The following is a 15,999-nucleotide window of genomic DNA, read 5'->3' on the forward strand; positions in this document are numbered from 1 at the left end:
CGCGCATGGAGCGCTTCGAAAGCAATCTTCGATTCATCGCGTTCCGCGCCGCTTGCTTCAAGCTATTCTAATTCATGATGTCCTGTTTCGTAAAGACGGAGAACGAAACGGCCAAGGACACGGCGGCCCAAAACGCCAAAATGAGCAGGGAAAACCCGAGCGTCATGCCGGTGATCGGCGGCGGCGAGCCCGCTAAATAATCCGTCAGCTGCAGGTTGACGGAGAAAATGAATTTGGCGCTGTGCCAGGAAGAAGACATGCTGGACAAGATCGTCCCGGAAATAACGGCCGCCATCATCGTGACGATGCTGGCCGACGTGCTGCGAACGAGGACGGATACCATCAAGGCGAGAACCGCCACCGTCATGGAAGAAACCCAGATGAGCCCGGCTTCCATCAACAGGTAGAGCCATTGGGGAACCGCGTGCACGAAGCTGCTCTCGATGGAAGAGCCTTGAATGACAAAACCTGTAAATACAGGTATTTTCCAGCCATTATAGCCGAATACCGCGCCTGATATAAGATAACAGAGAACGCCGCTGACTACAACGGTCAAAGAAACATAGAAGGTGAGCGCGACGAGTTTGCTGAGCAATATCTTCCACCTTCTTACAGGTCTTGTCAGCAGCATCTTGATCGTCCCCGCGGTCCGTTCGCCCGACACGAGATCGGACGCGATCGCCAGCACCAGCAGCGGGAAGAACAGCGTCACCGCGTTCGACATGAAGCTGCGCGTGAACGTCACGCCGTCCGGCGAATTCGGGTTGACGTTGTGATCCAGGTAATATTGGAGCTGCTGGACGGCGATCCGCCGCGAGCGTTTCCACTCGTCGGGAATCCGGTCGCTCGAGAGCATGTTCTGGTATTCGTTGATTTGCTGAACCAGCTGATTGTGCCAGTCTTTGAAGTTCTTCTTGTTCGTCTCGGCGATGCGCAGCTGCGCGTACGTAAAGATCGGGATCAGAATCAACAGCACGAGGACGATCACGAAAAACCGTTTCTTTTTCCATATCTTAAGCGTCTCATTTTGTATGAGAGGCAGCAGCCTATCCAATGCTTTCACCCTCCGTCATCCGCAAAAATAATTGTTCCAGCGTCGGCGCGATGCTTTGCACCGATACGACGCCGATCCCCGCGCGCACGGCTTTCGCGACCAGCGCCGCGACCCGGTCTTGGTTCATCGTCGTGATCTGCGCGTCCTTCATGCCGGCAAGCACGCTTTCGTCGATCCGATGCTCGTTCTCGGCCACGATGCGCACGTCCTGCTCGCCCGCCAGCAGCCTTTTGCCCGCATCGGGCTGCTCGAATTGCCAGACGACGTAATTGTCCGTGCCGTGTATGAGCTCGTCCACCGTGCCGACGGCCAGCACTTCGCCGCGGCTGATGATCGCGACGCGGTCGCACATGAGCTGAATCTCGCTCAGCAGGTGGCTCGAGATAAACAAGCTCATGCCCTGATCGGCCAGCATGCGGACGAATTCCCGCAGCTCCTTGATCCCTTTGGGATCAAGGCCGTTCGTGGGCTCGTCCAGAATGAGCAGCTTCGGACGGCCGAGCAGCGCCTGCGCGATGCCGAGCCGCTGCCGCATGCCGAGCGAGAAGGTTTTCACCTTGTCATGGATGCGGGCTTCAAGGCCGACGATGGCGACGACCTCCCGAATTCGGGCTTCGTCGATGCCCCGTTGCATGCGCGCGAAGTGTTCGAGGTTATCCCAGCCCGTCATGTAGGAATAGGCTTCCGGATTCTCGACGATGCAGCCCACGTTCCGCAGGGCGGCTTCAGGATGCCGTTGAATGTCCTCGCCGCAGATCGTGATTTCGCCGGAGGTCGGCTTGATCAAATCGACGAGCATGCGGATCGTCGTCGTCTTGCCCGCGCCGTTCGGACCGAGAAAGCCGAAAATCTCCCCGCCGTAGACGTCGAACGTGACGTTCTTGATAATCGGCTTGCCGCCGATCTGTTTCTTGACGTTTCTGACCGACAACACGACGTCGGAATGGTTCGTCTTCTGCATGGCGCTTCCTCCTACTCCAGCGATTGCACGATTCGGGCGGCAATCTGCGCGTAACCGTTATGGTTGGGGTGAAAATGGTCGGACGACAGGTAGCGGCTGATCGTATTCTCGAACAAATCGAACGTCGGCACCATCGACATGTTGGGGTACCGGTGCAGCAGCGCGTACGCCCGCTCGTTCCATTCCTGGATTTGCAGCGAGCCTTCGCGGTAGTCCGCGATATCGTAAAACGGATTGTACAAGCCGACATAAACGATCTGCGCGTTCGGGTTGATCGCGTTCAGCCGCTTCGTGATCGCGTCCAAACGAGCAAGTCCCTGCGGGAGCTCCTCCCGCAGCTTGTCCAGTTTCAATTCTCCCGTCATCCGGCTCGGACTCGCGCCCGCCGCGATCTGGAACAAATCGTTGCCGCCGATCGTGAAGACGATCAAATTCGCCTGCCGAAGCGCATAGCGGTAGCCTTTGTCCGTATCCAGCAGCTTAGCCAACTGGTCGGCCTTCAAGCCGTTAACGGCCAGGTTATTGTTCAGCCGGACGGCGGTGTCCGGGTATTTTGTTTTCAGCAGGGCGATCACCTGCTTGACATAGCCCTCTCCGCTCGAATCGCCGGTTCCTTTGGTCAGCGAATCGCCGATGGCCGTGATGTCGATTTCCTTGCTTTCGCTCAAATTGCCGCCCGCCGGCAGCGCGGGAAGATTTTCGCTTCCCGAGTACGCTTCGCTCTTGGGATACAGCATGTCCTTCACGGCGTAGCCGAATCCCGCAAGCAGCATCACGGTGCATAATACGGCCGCGATTCCGATGAATTTCCACAAGTTAGCGGAGGATAACGTTCTCATCTCGGTGCTCTCCTCAATTCGAAATCAAACTGCTTTAACAATTTCTTAGTCTTTTTAAGTTAATGCTTTCTGGTTCAATTTGCAAATTCATCCAGATTCAAGCGAAACTCCGTTCGGCCGGGAAATAAAAAAACCGGGCATGCCCGCGGCGTTTCTCCTTCGTTCGGGGAGAAAGCCGCAATCGGGATGCTCGGAATGCGTGCATGCTTATTCGTCGTAATGAATCTTCAAGGATTGCGCGGCTTGCTTCGCCAGCGCCCTTGCCTGCTCCGTGTCGCCGGCCGTGCTCAGCGCGACGGCCATCCGGCGCCCCGTCTTCGTGACCGGCTTGCCGAAAACGCGCACCTGCGTGTTCGGCACGGCGAGCGCCCGATGCAGGCCGTCGATCCGGAACGCGTCCGCGTCGCGGTCGGCTTTGAGCGTATACGTCGCGCCTGGCGTAAGCAGACGGATCGCCGGGATCGGAAAGCCCAGAATCGCGCGCGCGTGCAGCGCGAACTCCGACAGATCCTGCGTCGCCATGGTCACCATGCCGGTATCGTGCGGGCGCGGAGACACTTCGCTGAACAAAACCCCGTCCTTCGTCAAGAACAGCTCGACGCCGTAGATGCCGTAGCCGCCCAGCTCGTCCGTTACCTTGCGGGCGATCTCCTCGGCTTGGAAGATCTGGTCCTGCGGCATCTCGTGCGGCTGCCAGGATTCGATGTAGTCGCCGTCCTTTTGCACATGGCCGATCGGCGCGCAGAACGCGGTTCCCGACGCGGAACGGACGGTCAGCAGCGTAATTTCGGAGTCGAAATGAACGAAACCCTCGACGATGACGCGCTGCTTCTTGGCGCGGCCGCCGTCCATGGCGTACTGCCAGCACGCTTCGGCATCTCCTTCGGTTTTGCAGACGCTTTGGCCTTTGCCGGAAGAGCTCATGATCGGCTTGATCACGCACGGCGTGCCGAGCTCGGCTACGGCCGTTTTCAGTTCTTCGAGGGTGTCGGCGAACCTGTACGGCGCCGTCGGAAGACCGAGCGTCTCCGCGGCCAGCCGGCGTATGCCTTCGCGGTCCATCGTCAGCAGCGCGGCGCGGGCCGTCGGGATGACGCTCCAGCCCTCCTGCTCCAGCTCTACCAAGGCGCCCGTAGCGATCGCCTCGATCTCCGGCACGACCAGATCCGGCGTTTCCTTCAGGATCAGCTCCCGAAGCGCTTCGGGATCCAGCATATCGATGACATAAGAGCGGTGAGCGACCTGCATCGCGGGCGCGTTCTCGTACCGGTCGACGGCAATCGTCTCGATGCCGAGACGCTGCGCTTCGATGACGACTTCCTTGCCTAGCTCGCCGGAGCCGAGCAGCATGATTTTACGGGCATTGACGGAAAGCGGCGATCCATACATAGAAAAAAAGAACCTCCTGGGAAGATCGCGCGGGCAGGACCGGGATATCGTTCCCGCAATTCCTGCCGTCGCGCGCGTTTTCTTCCATTGTGGAGGTTCCTTGCCGAAAAATCAAGAATCAGGCCGATAAAAAGCGATACTGCGCTTCGATCAAACCGTTATACGTGCCCTTGTGCCGAATCAGTTCGTCATGGCTGCCCTGTTCGACGATCTGGCCGTGATCCAACACGACGATGCGGTCGGCGTTGCGAATGGTCGACAACCGGTGCGCGACGATGAAAGACGTCCGGCCCTGGAGCAGCTTCTTGAGCGCTTCCTGGATCTTCAGCTCGGTCTCGGTATCGATGCTCGCCGTGGCTTCGTCGAGGATGAGCACGCGCGGATCGGCGAGCAGCGCCCGGGCGAAGGATAACAGCTGGCGTTGGCCCATGGACAAGATATTGCCGCGCTCCTGCACTTCCGTATCGTAGCCGTCCGGCAGGTTCATGATGAAATCATGCGCGTCGACCGCGGTCGCGGCTTTGACGATCTCGTCGTCGGTCGCGTCCAGCCGGCCGAACCGGATGTTCTCGCGGATGGTGCCGGAGAAGATAAACGTATCCTGCAGCACGACGCCGACTTGCGACCGCAGGCTCTCGAGGCTGACCGTCCGGATGTCGATGCCGTCGATCTTGACGGCGCCTTCGACGGGATCGTAGAACCGGCACAGCAGGTTCATGATCGTGCTCTTGCCCGAGCCCGTATGGCCGACGAGCGCGATCGTCTCGCCCGCTCTCACGTGCAGGTCGATGCCCTTAAGGGCAGGACGCCCTTTCTCGTATTCGAACACGATGTTCTCGAAATGAACGTCGCCGAAGATCCGCGGAAGCGAACGGGCTTCGGTCAGCTCGCCGACCGTCGGCTTCTCGTCGATGAACTCGAAGATCCGCTCCGAGGAAGCCATCGCGATCAGCAGCTGGGCGTACATCTGGCCGAGGCGGTTGATCGGATCCCAGAAGTTGCCGACGTAGTTGGCGAAGCCGACGAGCACGCCGACGGTAATGGCGCCGATCGCGATCAGATGGGAGCCGTACCAGAACAGGATCAGCGTGCCGACCGCGGAGGTTACCTCGATGATCGGGCCGAAGGCTTGGTTGAGCGCCGACGCTTTGTTCCATGCTTTGATGTTCGTCTGATTGATGCCCTCGAAAAATTGAAAGTTGGATTTCTCCTGCGTGTACGACTGCGTGACGCGCATCCCTTGGATGCTTTCGTTCAAATGCGCGTTGATGCGGGACTGCTTCATGCGCACGTCCTGCCAGGCGAACCGAATCCGTCTGCGAAGCGCCGTCGAGACGACGAACATCAGCGGCACGGTGATCATGATCGCAAGTCCGAGCTTGAAGTTCCAGACGAGCAGGATGATGACGATCCCTACCAGCTGCACCATATCCATGAGCAGGTTGACGACGCCGTTCGTGAACAAATCCTGCAGCGCGTTGACGTCGTTCGTGACCCGGACGAGCACGGAGCCCGCCGGGCGCTTGTCGAAGAAGCGGAACGACAGCTTCTGGATATGCCGGAACAAATCGTGGCGAAGGTCGTAAATGACCTGTTGGCCGATGATGTTCGTGAATTTGATCCGGAACGTGTTAGCCGCCCATTGAATAACATAGAGCGCGAGCATCATTCCGGCATACGTGTAAAGTTTCTGAAGGCTCGGCGCGCCGCCGTCCTTCGGCTGGATCGCTTCGTCGATTGCCCGGATGAACAAGGCCGGAATGGCCAGCCGGGTCAACGTGCCCAGCACCATCATGACGATGATGACGGGCAGCAGCTGCTTGCGGTAAGGCTTCATGTAGGTAAACAATCGTCTGATCTGCGACCAGTTAAACGGTTTCTCGATCGCGTCGTCATCCTTGTAGATGAACCGTTCATGCGCGCCGCGGGGTTTTTTTACGTCTTGCTCGCTCACTGTACGACCCCTCTTTCCACTCGTGCGATAATCTCTTCGGCGGTCAAAGGACGGTCGGCATATTGAATGTCGTACGTATCCCGGTAACGTCCCGGAAGGTTAACCAGCTGATCGTGCGTGCCGCGCTGCGCGACATGGCCTTCCTCCAGCACGATGATTTCGTCGGCGTGGCGAAGCGACGAGATCCGGTGCGCGATAATAAACGTGGTTCGGCCGGCCATGACTTCCTTGAACCCGGCTTGAATCTCGTGTTCCGTCTCCATGTCGACGGCGCTTGTCGCGTCGTCCAGAATGAGGATGCGCGGATTCTTGATCAGCGCCCGCGCGATGGCGATCCGCTGCTTCTGGCCGCCGGACAGCCCCATGCCGCGTTCGCCGACGACGGTGTCGTAGCCTTCTGGCAGCTCCATGATGAAATCATGCGCCTTCGCCAGCTTCGACGCGTGGATGATCTGCTCCGTCGTGATGTCTTCGACGCCGTAGCCGATATTATCCCGGATGGAACTGGAGAACAGGAACGTTTCTTGGAAGACAGTCGAGATTTGGCCGCGCAGGCTCTCCAGCGACATGTCGCGGATATCGATGCCGTCGACCAGGATTTTGCCCGATTTGACGTTGTATGCCCGCATCAGCAGCTGAATGATCGTGGATTTGCCGGCACCGGTGCCGCCGAGCAGTCCGATGACCATGCCCGGTTTGGCGTCGATGCTCACATTCGTCAGCGCGGGTGCTTTGTCGGCGTAGTTGAAGGTCACGTTTTGGAATTCGACATGGCCCTTGACGTTCGCTTCGTCCGGCACGATCGGATGCTCGTTGTCTTTGACGTGTACATACTCGTTCAGCAGGCCGACCAGGCGTTCGCCGGACGCTTTGGACTGCGTATAGTTATTGATTTGAAATCCGATGCTCCACATCGGTCCGATGATGTACCACAACATGCTGTAGAAAGCGACCATCTGGCCGAGCGTGATGGAGTGGTTGATGACGAGCCGTCCGCCCGCGACGAGCAGAATGACGACGCAGAGGCTTCCGAGCAGCTCCATCACCGGGAAGTACCGGCCCCATAGGCCGGACGCACCGATTTGGTTGTTTTTGTACGACTCGCTCCGCTGCGAGAATTTATCCATTTCGAACGATTCGCGGGCGAAGGACTTGACCGTGCGCACGCCCGTAATGTTCTCTTGGACCGCGGTCGTCAGATTGCTCATCGCCTGCCGCATCTCGCGGAAAGCCGGATGAATCAGCTTCTCGAACCGCATGGCGGTGAAGGCCAGGAACGGCATGGTGCACAGCGTGATCAGCGTCAGCTGCCAGTGGATCGAGAACATCATCGCCGCCCCGAACACGATCATGAGCACCATGTTCAGCATCTGGGTGAACCCGAAGCCGATGAAGTTCCGGACCGCCTCGAGATCGGCAGTCAGCCGGGACATCAGGTCGCCGGTCTTGGCGGTGTCGTAATACTGAAAAGACAGCGACTGCAGCTTCTCGTAGCAGGCATTGCGCAGCCGGTACGCGACTCGGTTCCCTAACCGTCCGCCGTACAACCCGGACAGGAACGCCATGCTTCCTTTAATGAATACGACCCCGACCACCGCGAGCGAAATCCCCGGCACCCACGTAAAGTTTTTCGGGACGATAACGTCGTCGATGAGAACGCGCAGCATGTTCGGATAAACGAGTCCGAGCGCGGTTGCGCAGATCATGAATGCGATCGACGCGATCAAACTTCGTCGTTCGCCCCAGTAATACGGTTTAAGCTGCTTGAAGACTTCCAATTAGGTAACCCTCTCCCTGTGCTGATATCGAATTTTTTCTGGAAGAAACTTGCCGCGCCGCGCCGGACGTCGGCCGTTCTTCGCGATATGACTGAATATTAACAGCCTGCGTCCGGTACGGCAAACAGAGTGCGGGGGCATATAGTTGACAATATTCGCTTCCGCTTCCATCCTGCTCAAAAGTAAGGGGGTATTCTTCGATATCGTCTGAAATCGTGGCATATAAGGCCATATTCCTCCGTTTTTGCACATTTGCCTGCATTTTTGCATGATTATTTTCACACGGAAACGAATAGCGCCGCGCCCCCTTCCGACACGCGCTTCGGCGCCTATTGCTCCGCTCTTCCTCCGCCTAGCAAAAAGAAGCTTATCTATCGCCTCTTAAAGGCGCAGATAAGCTTCTTTGGCGCGGTTAGCCGGAATTGCTATAGCGCGATCAGCGCCTCTTGTACGCGGCGCAGTTCGTTCATGTCCGTCGTGCCGGACAAGGAGGCCAGCTTGCCTTGGCAGAACGCCTCGATATCGGCCTGCAGCAAGGCGGCGCCGGCAGCGGATGCCTGCTGCATGAGGCTGTCGTAGCGCCCGCTCCATGCCAGCTCCGCCTCTTGCATCCACGCCTGCAGCGGCGCGGCGAGCTCTTTCTCCAGTAGTGCGCGAAGCGCGGTTTTCCCCTCGCCTTCGAAGAAATGCTTCGGCGATTTGAATTTGCTCCAGAGCAGCTTGAGGTCGACGGAAGCGGCCGTCCACGCCGGCTGTTCCTCCGGCGTCGGCAGCGCCAACGGTTTATACGGGGACGGCGCGAAGCCCTCCAGCAATCCGGCCGCTTCCTCCGCGGTATCCGCATGCTGCTTCGCCGCGAGCCTGTTGAGCGTATTGTCGACGCGCAGCGAAGTCGCCTCCAGCTCTTGGGCAAGCTCGATTTGCAGCAGCCGCTGAAGCTCCAGCCACGACGTCCACATCGCTTTCTTCAAATCTCTGCCGTCGTCCTGCAGCGCGGCCGGATTAAAGGCGAAATGGTAATGGTCGCCGAACCGGAACTGCACCCGCTGCAGCACGTAGAACAGCAGCTCCTTCAGCTCCTGCTGCAGCTGCGCGTGCTGCTTCGGCTGATCCAGCTCTCCGGCCAGGCGAAGCGCTTGCTCGGCGTTGGCCGAGAGGGCTTCGCGGGCGCGTTCGCGCGACGCCTCGTCGCCGGATGCGGCTTCCAGCCAATTGGCGATCGTGCGGCGGGCGCGTTCCAGCTCCTGCTCCGCGGACGCGACCGCGAGCATGCCCAGATCGTTGCGCGTGAAGCCGAGGAACGCCTCCTCGAACGCGCCGATGCCCGATTCCGCGATCAGCCGGCTGACGCCGGTGCGTTTGCCGTCCAGCGCCTGCAGGCTCGACACCGGGAACATCCGAGGGAAGCGGATACCGTGCTGCTGCAGGTTGCGTTCGACGTGCGCAAGCACGCCCTCCAACTCTTCCTGGCTCGCGGCCAGGTCGGCGGCATTGACGATGAAAAACATCTTATCGAGCTCGAACTGATCCTTCACGCGGCCGAGCTGCATCAGGAACTGACGGTCGGCCTGCGAGAAGGCGTGATTGTAGTAGGTGACGAACAGGATCGCGTCGGCGTTCTTGATGTAATTGAACGCTACGCCCGTATGCCGCGCGTTGACGGAATCCGCTCCCGGGGTATCGACGAGCACGATGCCCTGCGCGGTCAGCGGATTGGCGTGATAGAGCTCGATCTCGCTCACGAAACAGGAGCGCGCCTCCTCTGCGACGTAACGGCGGTATTCCTCCCCGCTGACGGCGAGCTGCTGCCCGAGCAGCGCTTCGTGCTGATCCCACCCTTTGGCTGCCGCCTTCAGGAAGCTGTAATGCGGCCGTCCGCCTGCGTGCACGCCGTCCGGCGAGAGCTTATGGATCGCCTGCAGCAGCGCGGCGTCGCTCAGCTTCGCGGCATCCTCGCCCAGCAAACCGAGCGAGTAGCGCAGGTCGCCCAGCATCGCGTCGCGCGATTTCATCCAGACGGCCGCGGTGCCGTGCGGCCGCTCCGCCGTCGGCGGCACGATCCGGTTGACCGCCGCCGTCGTCGGATTCGGCGAGACCGGCAGCACCGCTTCGCCGAGCAAGGCGTTGGCGAGCGAGGATTTGCCCGCGCTGAATGCGCCGAACAGCGCGATCGTGAACTGGCTGCTGCGCAGACGCTCCGCTTTATCGCGCATGCCCTCCACGGCCGCGGCCAGCGACGGATGCGGCGCCAGCAGGGCCGCGGCTTGGCTCAGCCGCTCCGCCGCTTGGCGCTGGGGCGCGAGGGCTTCCACGGCGGCGGGGGCCGCCGCCTCGGGCGCAGACGCGCCAGTGCCGCCGCTGCGCGGCTCGGCCGCGGGCATCGCCGCGGCCGCGGCGTCGGAGCCGGCGCTGGCCGCCGCCGGCTCGGCGCCCGGGGCGCTTCGCGCCCCGCTGCCGAGCGCCTGCGGCTTCGGCAGCGCAGGGCGCGGCGGCGCGGGCGGCAGCAGCGCCGCCAGCCGTGCCAAGTGCGCGGCCGCGCGCTCCGCCAGCGCGGCCAACGCCGCGAGCGCGCCGGCCTGCGCCGCAAGCTCGCCGAGCCGCGCGCGCAGCGGCGCCGCGGCAGCTTCGCCCGCCGCAGCAGCCCGGTCCCCGAGCGCGTCGATCCAAGCCAGCGCGCGCTTGCGGTATAAACCCTTCACGGCCTCGGCGACCTCGCGGCAGTACGTCATCGTGTACGCGTTGCCGAAAGACGCACCGGCATTCACGTGCGACACCAGCAGATCGGCGTCCCATAGACCGTTCACGAACGGCGACAATTCCCGCTCCAGCGACTCGCCCCGCCAACCGATGCCATCCGCCGCTTTGCGCAGCAAATCGAGCAGATGCCATTCGATGCCCGCTTGCACGAGCGCATGGAAGTCATGATAGAATGCCTGCAGCCGACGTTCCTGCTCGGCCGCCGTTTTCGCGCCCGCGAAGAGCAGTCCGGCCTTGAAGCCGGGTCTGCGGCTTTCCAGGAACGTCTGCGCCAGATCGCGCGTGGCCGCCGGCGTAATGTTGGCATTGTCCAGCAGCGCCTGCACGTCGAGCCGCAGCCGCGTGCGAAGTCCGTTCACTTCGGCTTCGCCGAGTCGCAGACGCTCCTCCAGCGAGAAAATTTCCTCGCGTACCCGCTCCGCCTCGGCTTCGCCGCCGGCTTGCGCGAGCAAGCGTTCGCGCTCGTCTTCGGTCGCGGCTTCCATCGCTTTGCCGTGCATGCGGATCACATACCGGGCCGAGGCGTCCACGCTGCCGACTGCCAACGGTTTGCGCAGCTCCGCCAACGATTCGAATAAGGCCAAGAGCGCCGCCCATTCCGAATGCGGATGATTCGGTTCGCGCAACGACAAATAGACGATGCCGCTCGGCTCCAGATGCCAGTTGCCGAACGCTTCGTCTACGCTTTGCCGGTATGCTTCGAACGAAAGCTCGCTTTCGCGATGCTTGTCGATCTGGTTCACGATCAAGTACAGCGGCTTGCCCCATTCCTTCAGCTGCTTCGCGAACGTGAAATTGATCTCCGATTGGACGTGGTTATAGTCCATGACGTAAAAAACGACGTCCGCCAAATGAAGCGCCGATTCGGTCGCCATCCGGTGCGCGTCGTCCGTCGAGTCGATGCCCGGCGTATCCAGCAGCACCGTATGGCCGCCGAGCCGGGGGATGGGATAAGACAAGGAAACGGAAATAACCGTTTCGCCGTCTTTGCAATAATCGTTTACGTCTTGTATCGGAACTTCCAGCGTCGCTTCCCTGCCGTCGACCAGCTTGGCGATGGTTGCTTTCGCTTCCCCGTTCCGGATGCTGACGACGTTCGCGCTCGTCGGAATCGGACTCGACGGCAGCAGCTCCGTGCCGCACAACCGGTTAACCAGCGTTGATTTCCCCGCGGAGAAGTGGCCGCAGAACGCCACGGTCAGCTGGCCGTTGTCCAATTTGGACAACAGCTCCAGCAGCCGTTTCGCATCGCCTTCGTCTCCGGCCGCAGTCATGATCGGCGCCATTTCCGCGAGCGCGTTCTCCATGGCTTGCGCGTTTTTCTCAATCGTATGGCTCATGTCTCTCTCTCCCTGTTACTCTCCGTTCTTGCCTGAAAATAATCCGCGAACGGCTTATTACACCAATTGAACCGCAGGCATGCAGATCTCGAATACTTCGCCATGCTGCAAAATCGTCACGTTGCGTTCTTTTTCCTTCATGACGACGCATTCCGGCTTCAGCCGCATACGTTCAATATATTGATCGGGCACGTCCCCTGCTCCGCTGACCGTCACGCCTTCCAGGACGATTTCTTCGTTCTCGGCCGGCGGCGCCTCCATGATTTGCTCGTAAATATCGGAAAACAGCGCGAAATCTTTCGTGTACACGGAAATGCATTTCATAGTTCAATCATCCTTCTCGTTTAAGTGGTGGTATAGCTTTCCATTCATAGCCTTTCGGTTTAGCGCCGGTTTCATACGTTGTTGACCTTCTTTGCAACAATCCAGCAGCGGACAGACGGGACAGTTCGGGTTCTGCGCTTTGCAGTGGTAGCGCCCGAAGAAGATCAGCCGGTGATGAGTCTCCGTCCACAGCTCGCGCGGCACCAGCTTCATCAGCTTCTTCTCGACTTCCAGCACGCTGTCGTCCGCCTTGGCGAAGCCGAGCCGCTTGGATACCCGATCGACATGCGTATCGACCGCGATAGCCGGAACGCCGAACGCGTTGGACACGACGACGTTCGCGGTCTTGCGGCCGACGCCCGGAAGCTTCGTCAGCGCTTCATGCTCCCTCGGCACTTCCCCGCCGTATTCGTCGATCAGGATGCGGCTCAGATTCTGTATGAATTTCGCCTTGTTGCGATAGAGCCCGATCCGCTTTATATCATTTTCCAGCTCGTCCAAAGGGACGGCCAAATAATCCGCTGGCGTTCGGTATTTTTGAAATAAATTCGCCGTGACTTTGTTTACGGTCTCGTCGGTGCATTGCGCCGAAAGCAATACGGCAATGGTCAGCTCGAAAGGGTTGCTGTGATTGAGCTCGCAATGTGCATCAGGAAACATGTCGCCGATTACCGCCAGCACATGGGTCATTTTCTCTTTTGCCTTCATCTAGCACTCAACTCCTAATAGAACCATCGTTTCAAAGTGTAGCGAAAATTGTCGCATTTATCAACCGCCAAAGGGCATGAAATAGGCATTTTCGCCTTCTTTTTCACAGAATTGAAAAAAAAATTTGTCCCGGCGAACGCCGAGACAAATTTTGCCTACCGTCTATGCTACGCTTTCGCAATCTCGACTAACGTATCCCGGTAGAAGTAAAGCACGATCGAATCGCCGTCCGCCAATTGGCTGATCGCGATCGAAGCGCCGTTCTGCGTGATTTTCGTCGCCGACGTCACGGTATACGTATTGAGCTCGTTGAGGCTGGTTTTCTTCACCGACAGAATATGCGAGGCGGCATCGTATTTCCAGAATGACTTCGCTGTGCCGCTGTTGACCGTAATAAGCAAACGGTCCTTCTCGTCAAGCTTGACGATGACGCGATCGCCTGCGGCCAACACGGACGCGGAGCTGCCCGCGACGCCGTTCTTGACGACGGAATAGTTCGCGCTCAGCGGCACGATCACCGCATTGCCGTTATAATCCGTAACCGTCACCTTGTCCGTCGCGACGGAAGCGATGCGGCCGACCGTCACGTTCAATACTTTAAAGGAAGACGCCGTTTGCCCGGTAAAGTACAAATTACCGGCTTGTCCCGCCGTGATGCTGCTAAGCGCCAGCGTATCGCCCTTCTCGTTCGCAAGTCCGAGCGACGCGGAGGAATAATCGGAGAACGTGCCGTCGGCGGCCTTGAACTTGATTTTTTTACCGACCAGATCGACCGAATACACGTCTACCGGCTTGGCGGTTTGCACTTGCAAGGTCGTGACTTTATCTTGATTGGCGTTAAGCACCGCGGTGACCGTATCGCCTACCTTCACGTCGCTAAGGGCAGCGGACGTCTTGCCGGCGATTTCAACGTAATACGGCGTGTCGAGCGGTACGGTTACCGGATAGCCGGTGCTTTGCTGCAGCGTGATTTGGCTCGTATTCGTATTGATCGCCGTCACGGTGCCGCTATATTTGTATACGAACTGCACGAATACCGCTTTGCTCTCCGTATAGCCGAGCGTAATCTTCTTGCCTTTTACCAGAAAGGTCGAGACGGCGTTCAAGAGGATCGGCGAGCCGTTCATGTCGAGCTTCGTCTTGTCGCTCAAATAAACGGAGACCAGATTATTGCTCGCGTCCTTGACCGTCAACGCCTTGATGTCGTTATCGTAGCTAACGATCGTCGCGCCGGGCAGTACTTTCACTTGACGGTTGACGACTTTGATCGCGACGACTTGGTCCTTGTCGTCCAGCGTGATGTCGAGCACGTCGCCTTTGACCAGATCCGAAACCGTCGTGCCCGTCAATCCGTCGATCGAGACGTCGACCGTGCCCGATACGAATTTCGCTTCAAGCGCCTGCTGCGACGTGCCGACCGTCATGTATTGGATCGTGTTCCCATCGCTGCTCGCGGAGTAAAACTCGCCGCGCACTTGCTTGGAGGAAGTTTGCACTATCGTGATCTTGGTTACGACCGAATCCTTCACTTCGTAAGAAATGTTGTCGCCGACGCGGATTTGGGCTAATCCGCCGTCCAAGATCTGCCCCTGCCATATGACGTCGACCTGCGGGGAGACGTTGAACATGGACGAAGTGCCCCCCGCGTTATCGACCGTGAGGGTCGCCGGCGTCGTTTGGACGGCTTTGACCGTACCTTGCGCGCTCGTGTTGACCGGAGCCGATTGAACCGTGATCGATACCGCGAGCGGTTTCGACCGATAAGTATCGCGCGCGATTTCAACCTTGCTGTCGGCAGCCAAGCCGGTTACGGGAATGACTTTGCCGCTGCCGTCCGTTGCCGTCGTAGCGCTGGAATAGTTGACGGCCACCGGCTCGTCGCCTACCCAAATCCACAGCTTGCTGTCGTTCGGGAGCACGCGGTCCACGGTGCCCGTTATTTTCTCCACCTGCTGCTCGTCGTCGAGCTGTTCGACGTACAGCGCTTTGCTGCCGCTGGCGACGATCAGCACTTTCGTGTTCGGCGTCAGTTGATCGAGCGTAGCCGCTTTCTCGGAATCGAAGCGGTACACGTAAGTATCCGCGCTCAGATCGATGGACGTATCCTTATCGTCCTGGAATAGCTTAAGGGACGCGCTGTCTTTACCCGTCAAAATCGCGGTGAATTGTCCGCTGTACGCGATCGGATATTGCGTTTCCGCCCGGCTCAGCATCGTCGCGATCGCAGCGCGGGTAATATTGCCTTTCGGATCGAATTTGTCCGCCGTTACGCCCTTGATCAACTGCAGGGACACCGCCGCGTTCACGTATCCGGTGTACGCCGCTCCTACCTGATTGCCGTCCTTGAACGAGATCGGAGCCTTCGTCATTCCCGCGGCCGTTTGTTCCTTGCCGATGGCTTTCACGATCAGCTTCGTGATCCATTCCCGCGATGCCTTCTTGGTGCCCCATGCCGTGTCCGGGTCCGCGTCCGCAAGCTTGAATTCATCGTCGCGGCTGAGCAGGCCGTCTTCGAAAGCAAGAATGATATAAGGTTTGAAATAAGTGCTGACGTCGAAGTTCTCGGGGAATACGATTGCATCGTCCGTCTTGACTTCGCTTTCCTTGCCGATGAACCGGATCGCGAGCGCGACGGCTTCCTGCTGGGTAATATTGTCGTTCGGTTTGAATGCGCCGTTCGTGCCTTTGATGATGCCTTGGCTGGCCAATTTGGCGATGTGCTTCTCGGCCCAGTGTCCTGCCGGCACGTCGCTGAATTTCGTCGTCGTCACTGCGACCGCGTCCGCGTGAACCGAATCGGCCTCGACCGCGGCGAAGCCGGCAAGCAAGGAAAATACCATGAACGACGAGACAAGCTTAACCCATTTTTTCTGCTGCGGCATGTCTGCGAGCTCC

The 15,999-nt window shown here is 59.2% G+C and carries 10 protein-coding genes; all 10 read right to left on the bottom strand.

Annotated features, from left to right (window positions below; all coding sequences use genetic code 11):
- Positions 1 to 67: 67 nt before the first annotated feature.
- A complete protein-coding gene (locus AC50YL_RS11900) occupies positions 68 to 1,054 on the bottom strand; it encodes an ABC transporter permease (protein ID WP_494832556.1) in 987 nt (328 codons plus the stop codon).
- Positions 1,047 to 2,015, bottom strand: a complete 969-nt coding sequence (locus tag AC50YL_RS11905; protein WP_494832135.1) for an ABC transporter ATP-binding protein — start codon at positions 2,013 to 2,015, stop codon at positions 1,047 to 1,049. Before AC50YL_RS11905 ends, AC50YL_RS11900 begins: the two co-directional genes overlap by 8 nt.
- Positions 2,016 to 2,026: 11 nt before the next feature.
- Positions 2,027 to 2,854, bottom strand: a complete 828-nt coding sequence (locus AC50YL_RS11910) for a GDSL-type esterase/lipase family protein (RefSeq protein ID WP_494832136.1) — start codon at positions 2,852 to 2,854, stop codon at positions 2,027 to 2,029.
- Positions 2,855 to 3,061: 207 nt separating this feature from the next.
- Positions 3,062 to 4,243, bottom strand: a complete 1,182-nt coding sequence (gene purT, locus AC50YL_RS11915; protein ID WP_494832137.1) for a formate-dependent phosphoribosylglycinamide formyltransferase — start codon at positions 4,241 to 4,243, stop codon at positions 3,062 to 3,064.
- A gap of 118 nt (positions 4,244 to 4,361) precedes the next feature.
- Positions 4,362 to 6,197 (bottom strand): ABC transporter ATP-binding protein, encoded by a 1,836-nt coding sequence (locus tag AC50YL_RS11920; protein ID WP_494832138.1) that lies wholly within the window; start codon positions 6,195 to 6,197, stop codon positions 4,362 to 4,364.
- The gene (locus AC50YL_RS11925) at positions 6,194 to 7,975 is read right to left on the bottom strand and encodes an ABC transporter ATP-binding protein (protein ID WP_494832140.1); all 1,782 of its coding nucleotides are present in this window, start codon (positions 7,973 to 7,975) and stop codon (positions 6,194 to 6,196) included. Before AC50YL_RS11925 ends, AC50YL_RS11920 begins: the two co-directional genes overlap by 4 nt.
- A 425-nt stretch (positions 7,976 to 8,400) precedes the next feature.
- A complete protein-coding gene (locus AC50YL_RS11930; RefSeq protein ID WP_494832141.1) occupies positions 8,401 to 12,072 on the bottom strand; it encodes a dynamin family protein in 3,672 nt (1,223 codons plus the stop codon).
- A 57-nt stretch (positions 12,073 to 12,129) separates the two neighbouring features.
- Positions 12,130 to 12,396, bottom strand: a complete 267-nt coding sequence (locus AC50YL_RS11935) for an NAD/NADP transhydrogenase alpha subunit (protein WP_494832142.1) — start codon at positions 12,394 to 12,396, stop codon at positions 12,130 to 12,132.
- Positions 12,397 to 12,399: 3 nt separating this feature from the next.
- Positions 12,400 to 13,104, bottom strand: coding sequence for an endonuclease III (gene nth / locus AC50YL_RS11940; protein WP_494832143.1), 705 nt, complete (start codon positions 13,102 to 13,104; stop codon positions 12,400 to 12,402).
- A 167-nt stretch (positions 13,105 to 13,271) separates the two neighbouring features.
- Positions 13,272 to 15,986, bottom strand: coding sequence for an S-layer homology domain-containing protein (locus AC50YL_RS11945; RefSeq protein ID WP_494832144.1), 2,715 nt, complete (start codon positions 15,984 to 15,986; stop codon positions 13,272 to 13,274).
- Between the last annotated feature and the right edge of the window lie 13 nt (positions 15,987 to 15,999).

The organism is Paenibacillus sp. J22P277 (assembly GCF_059383675.1).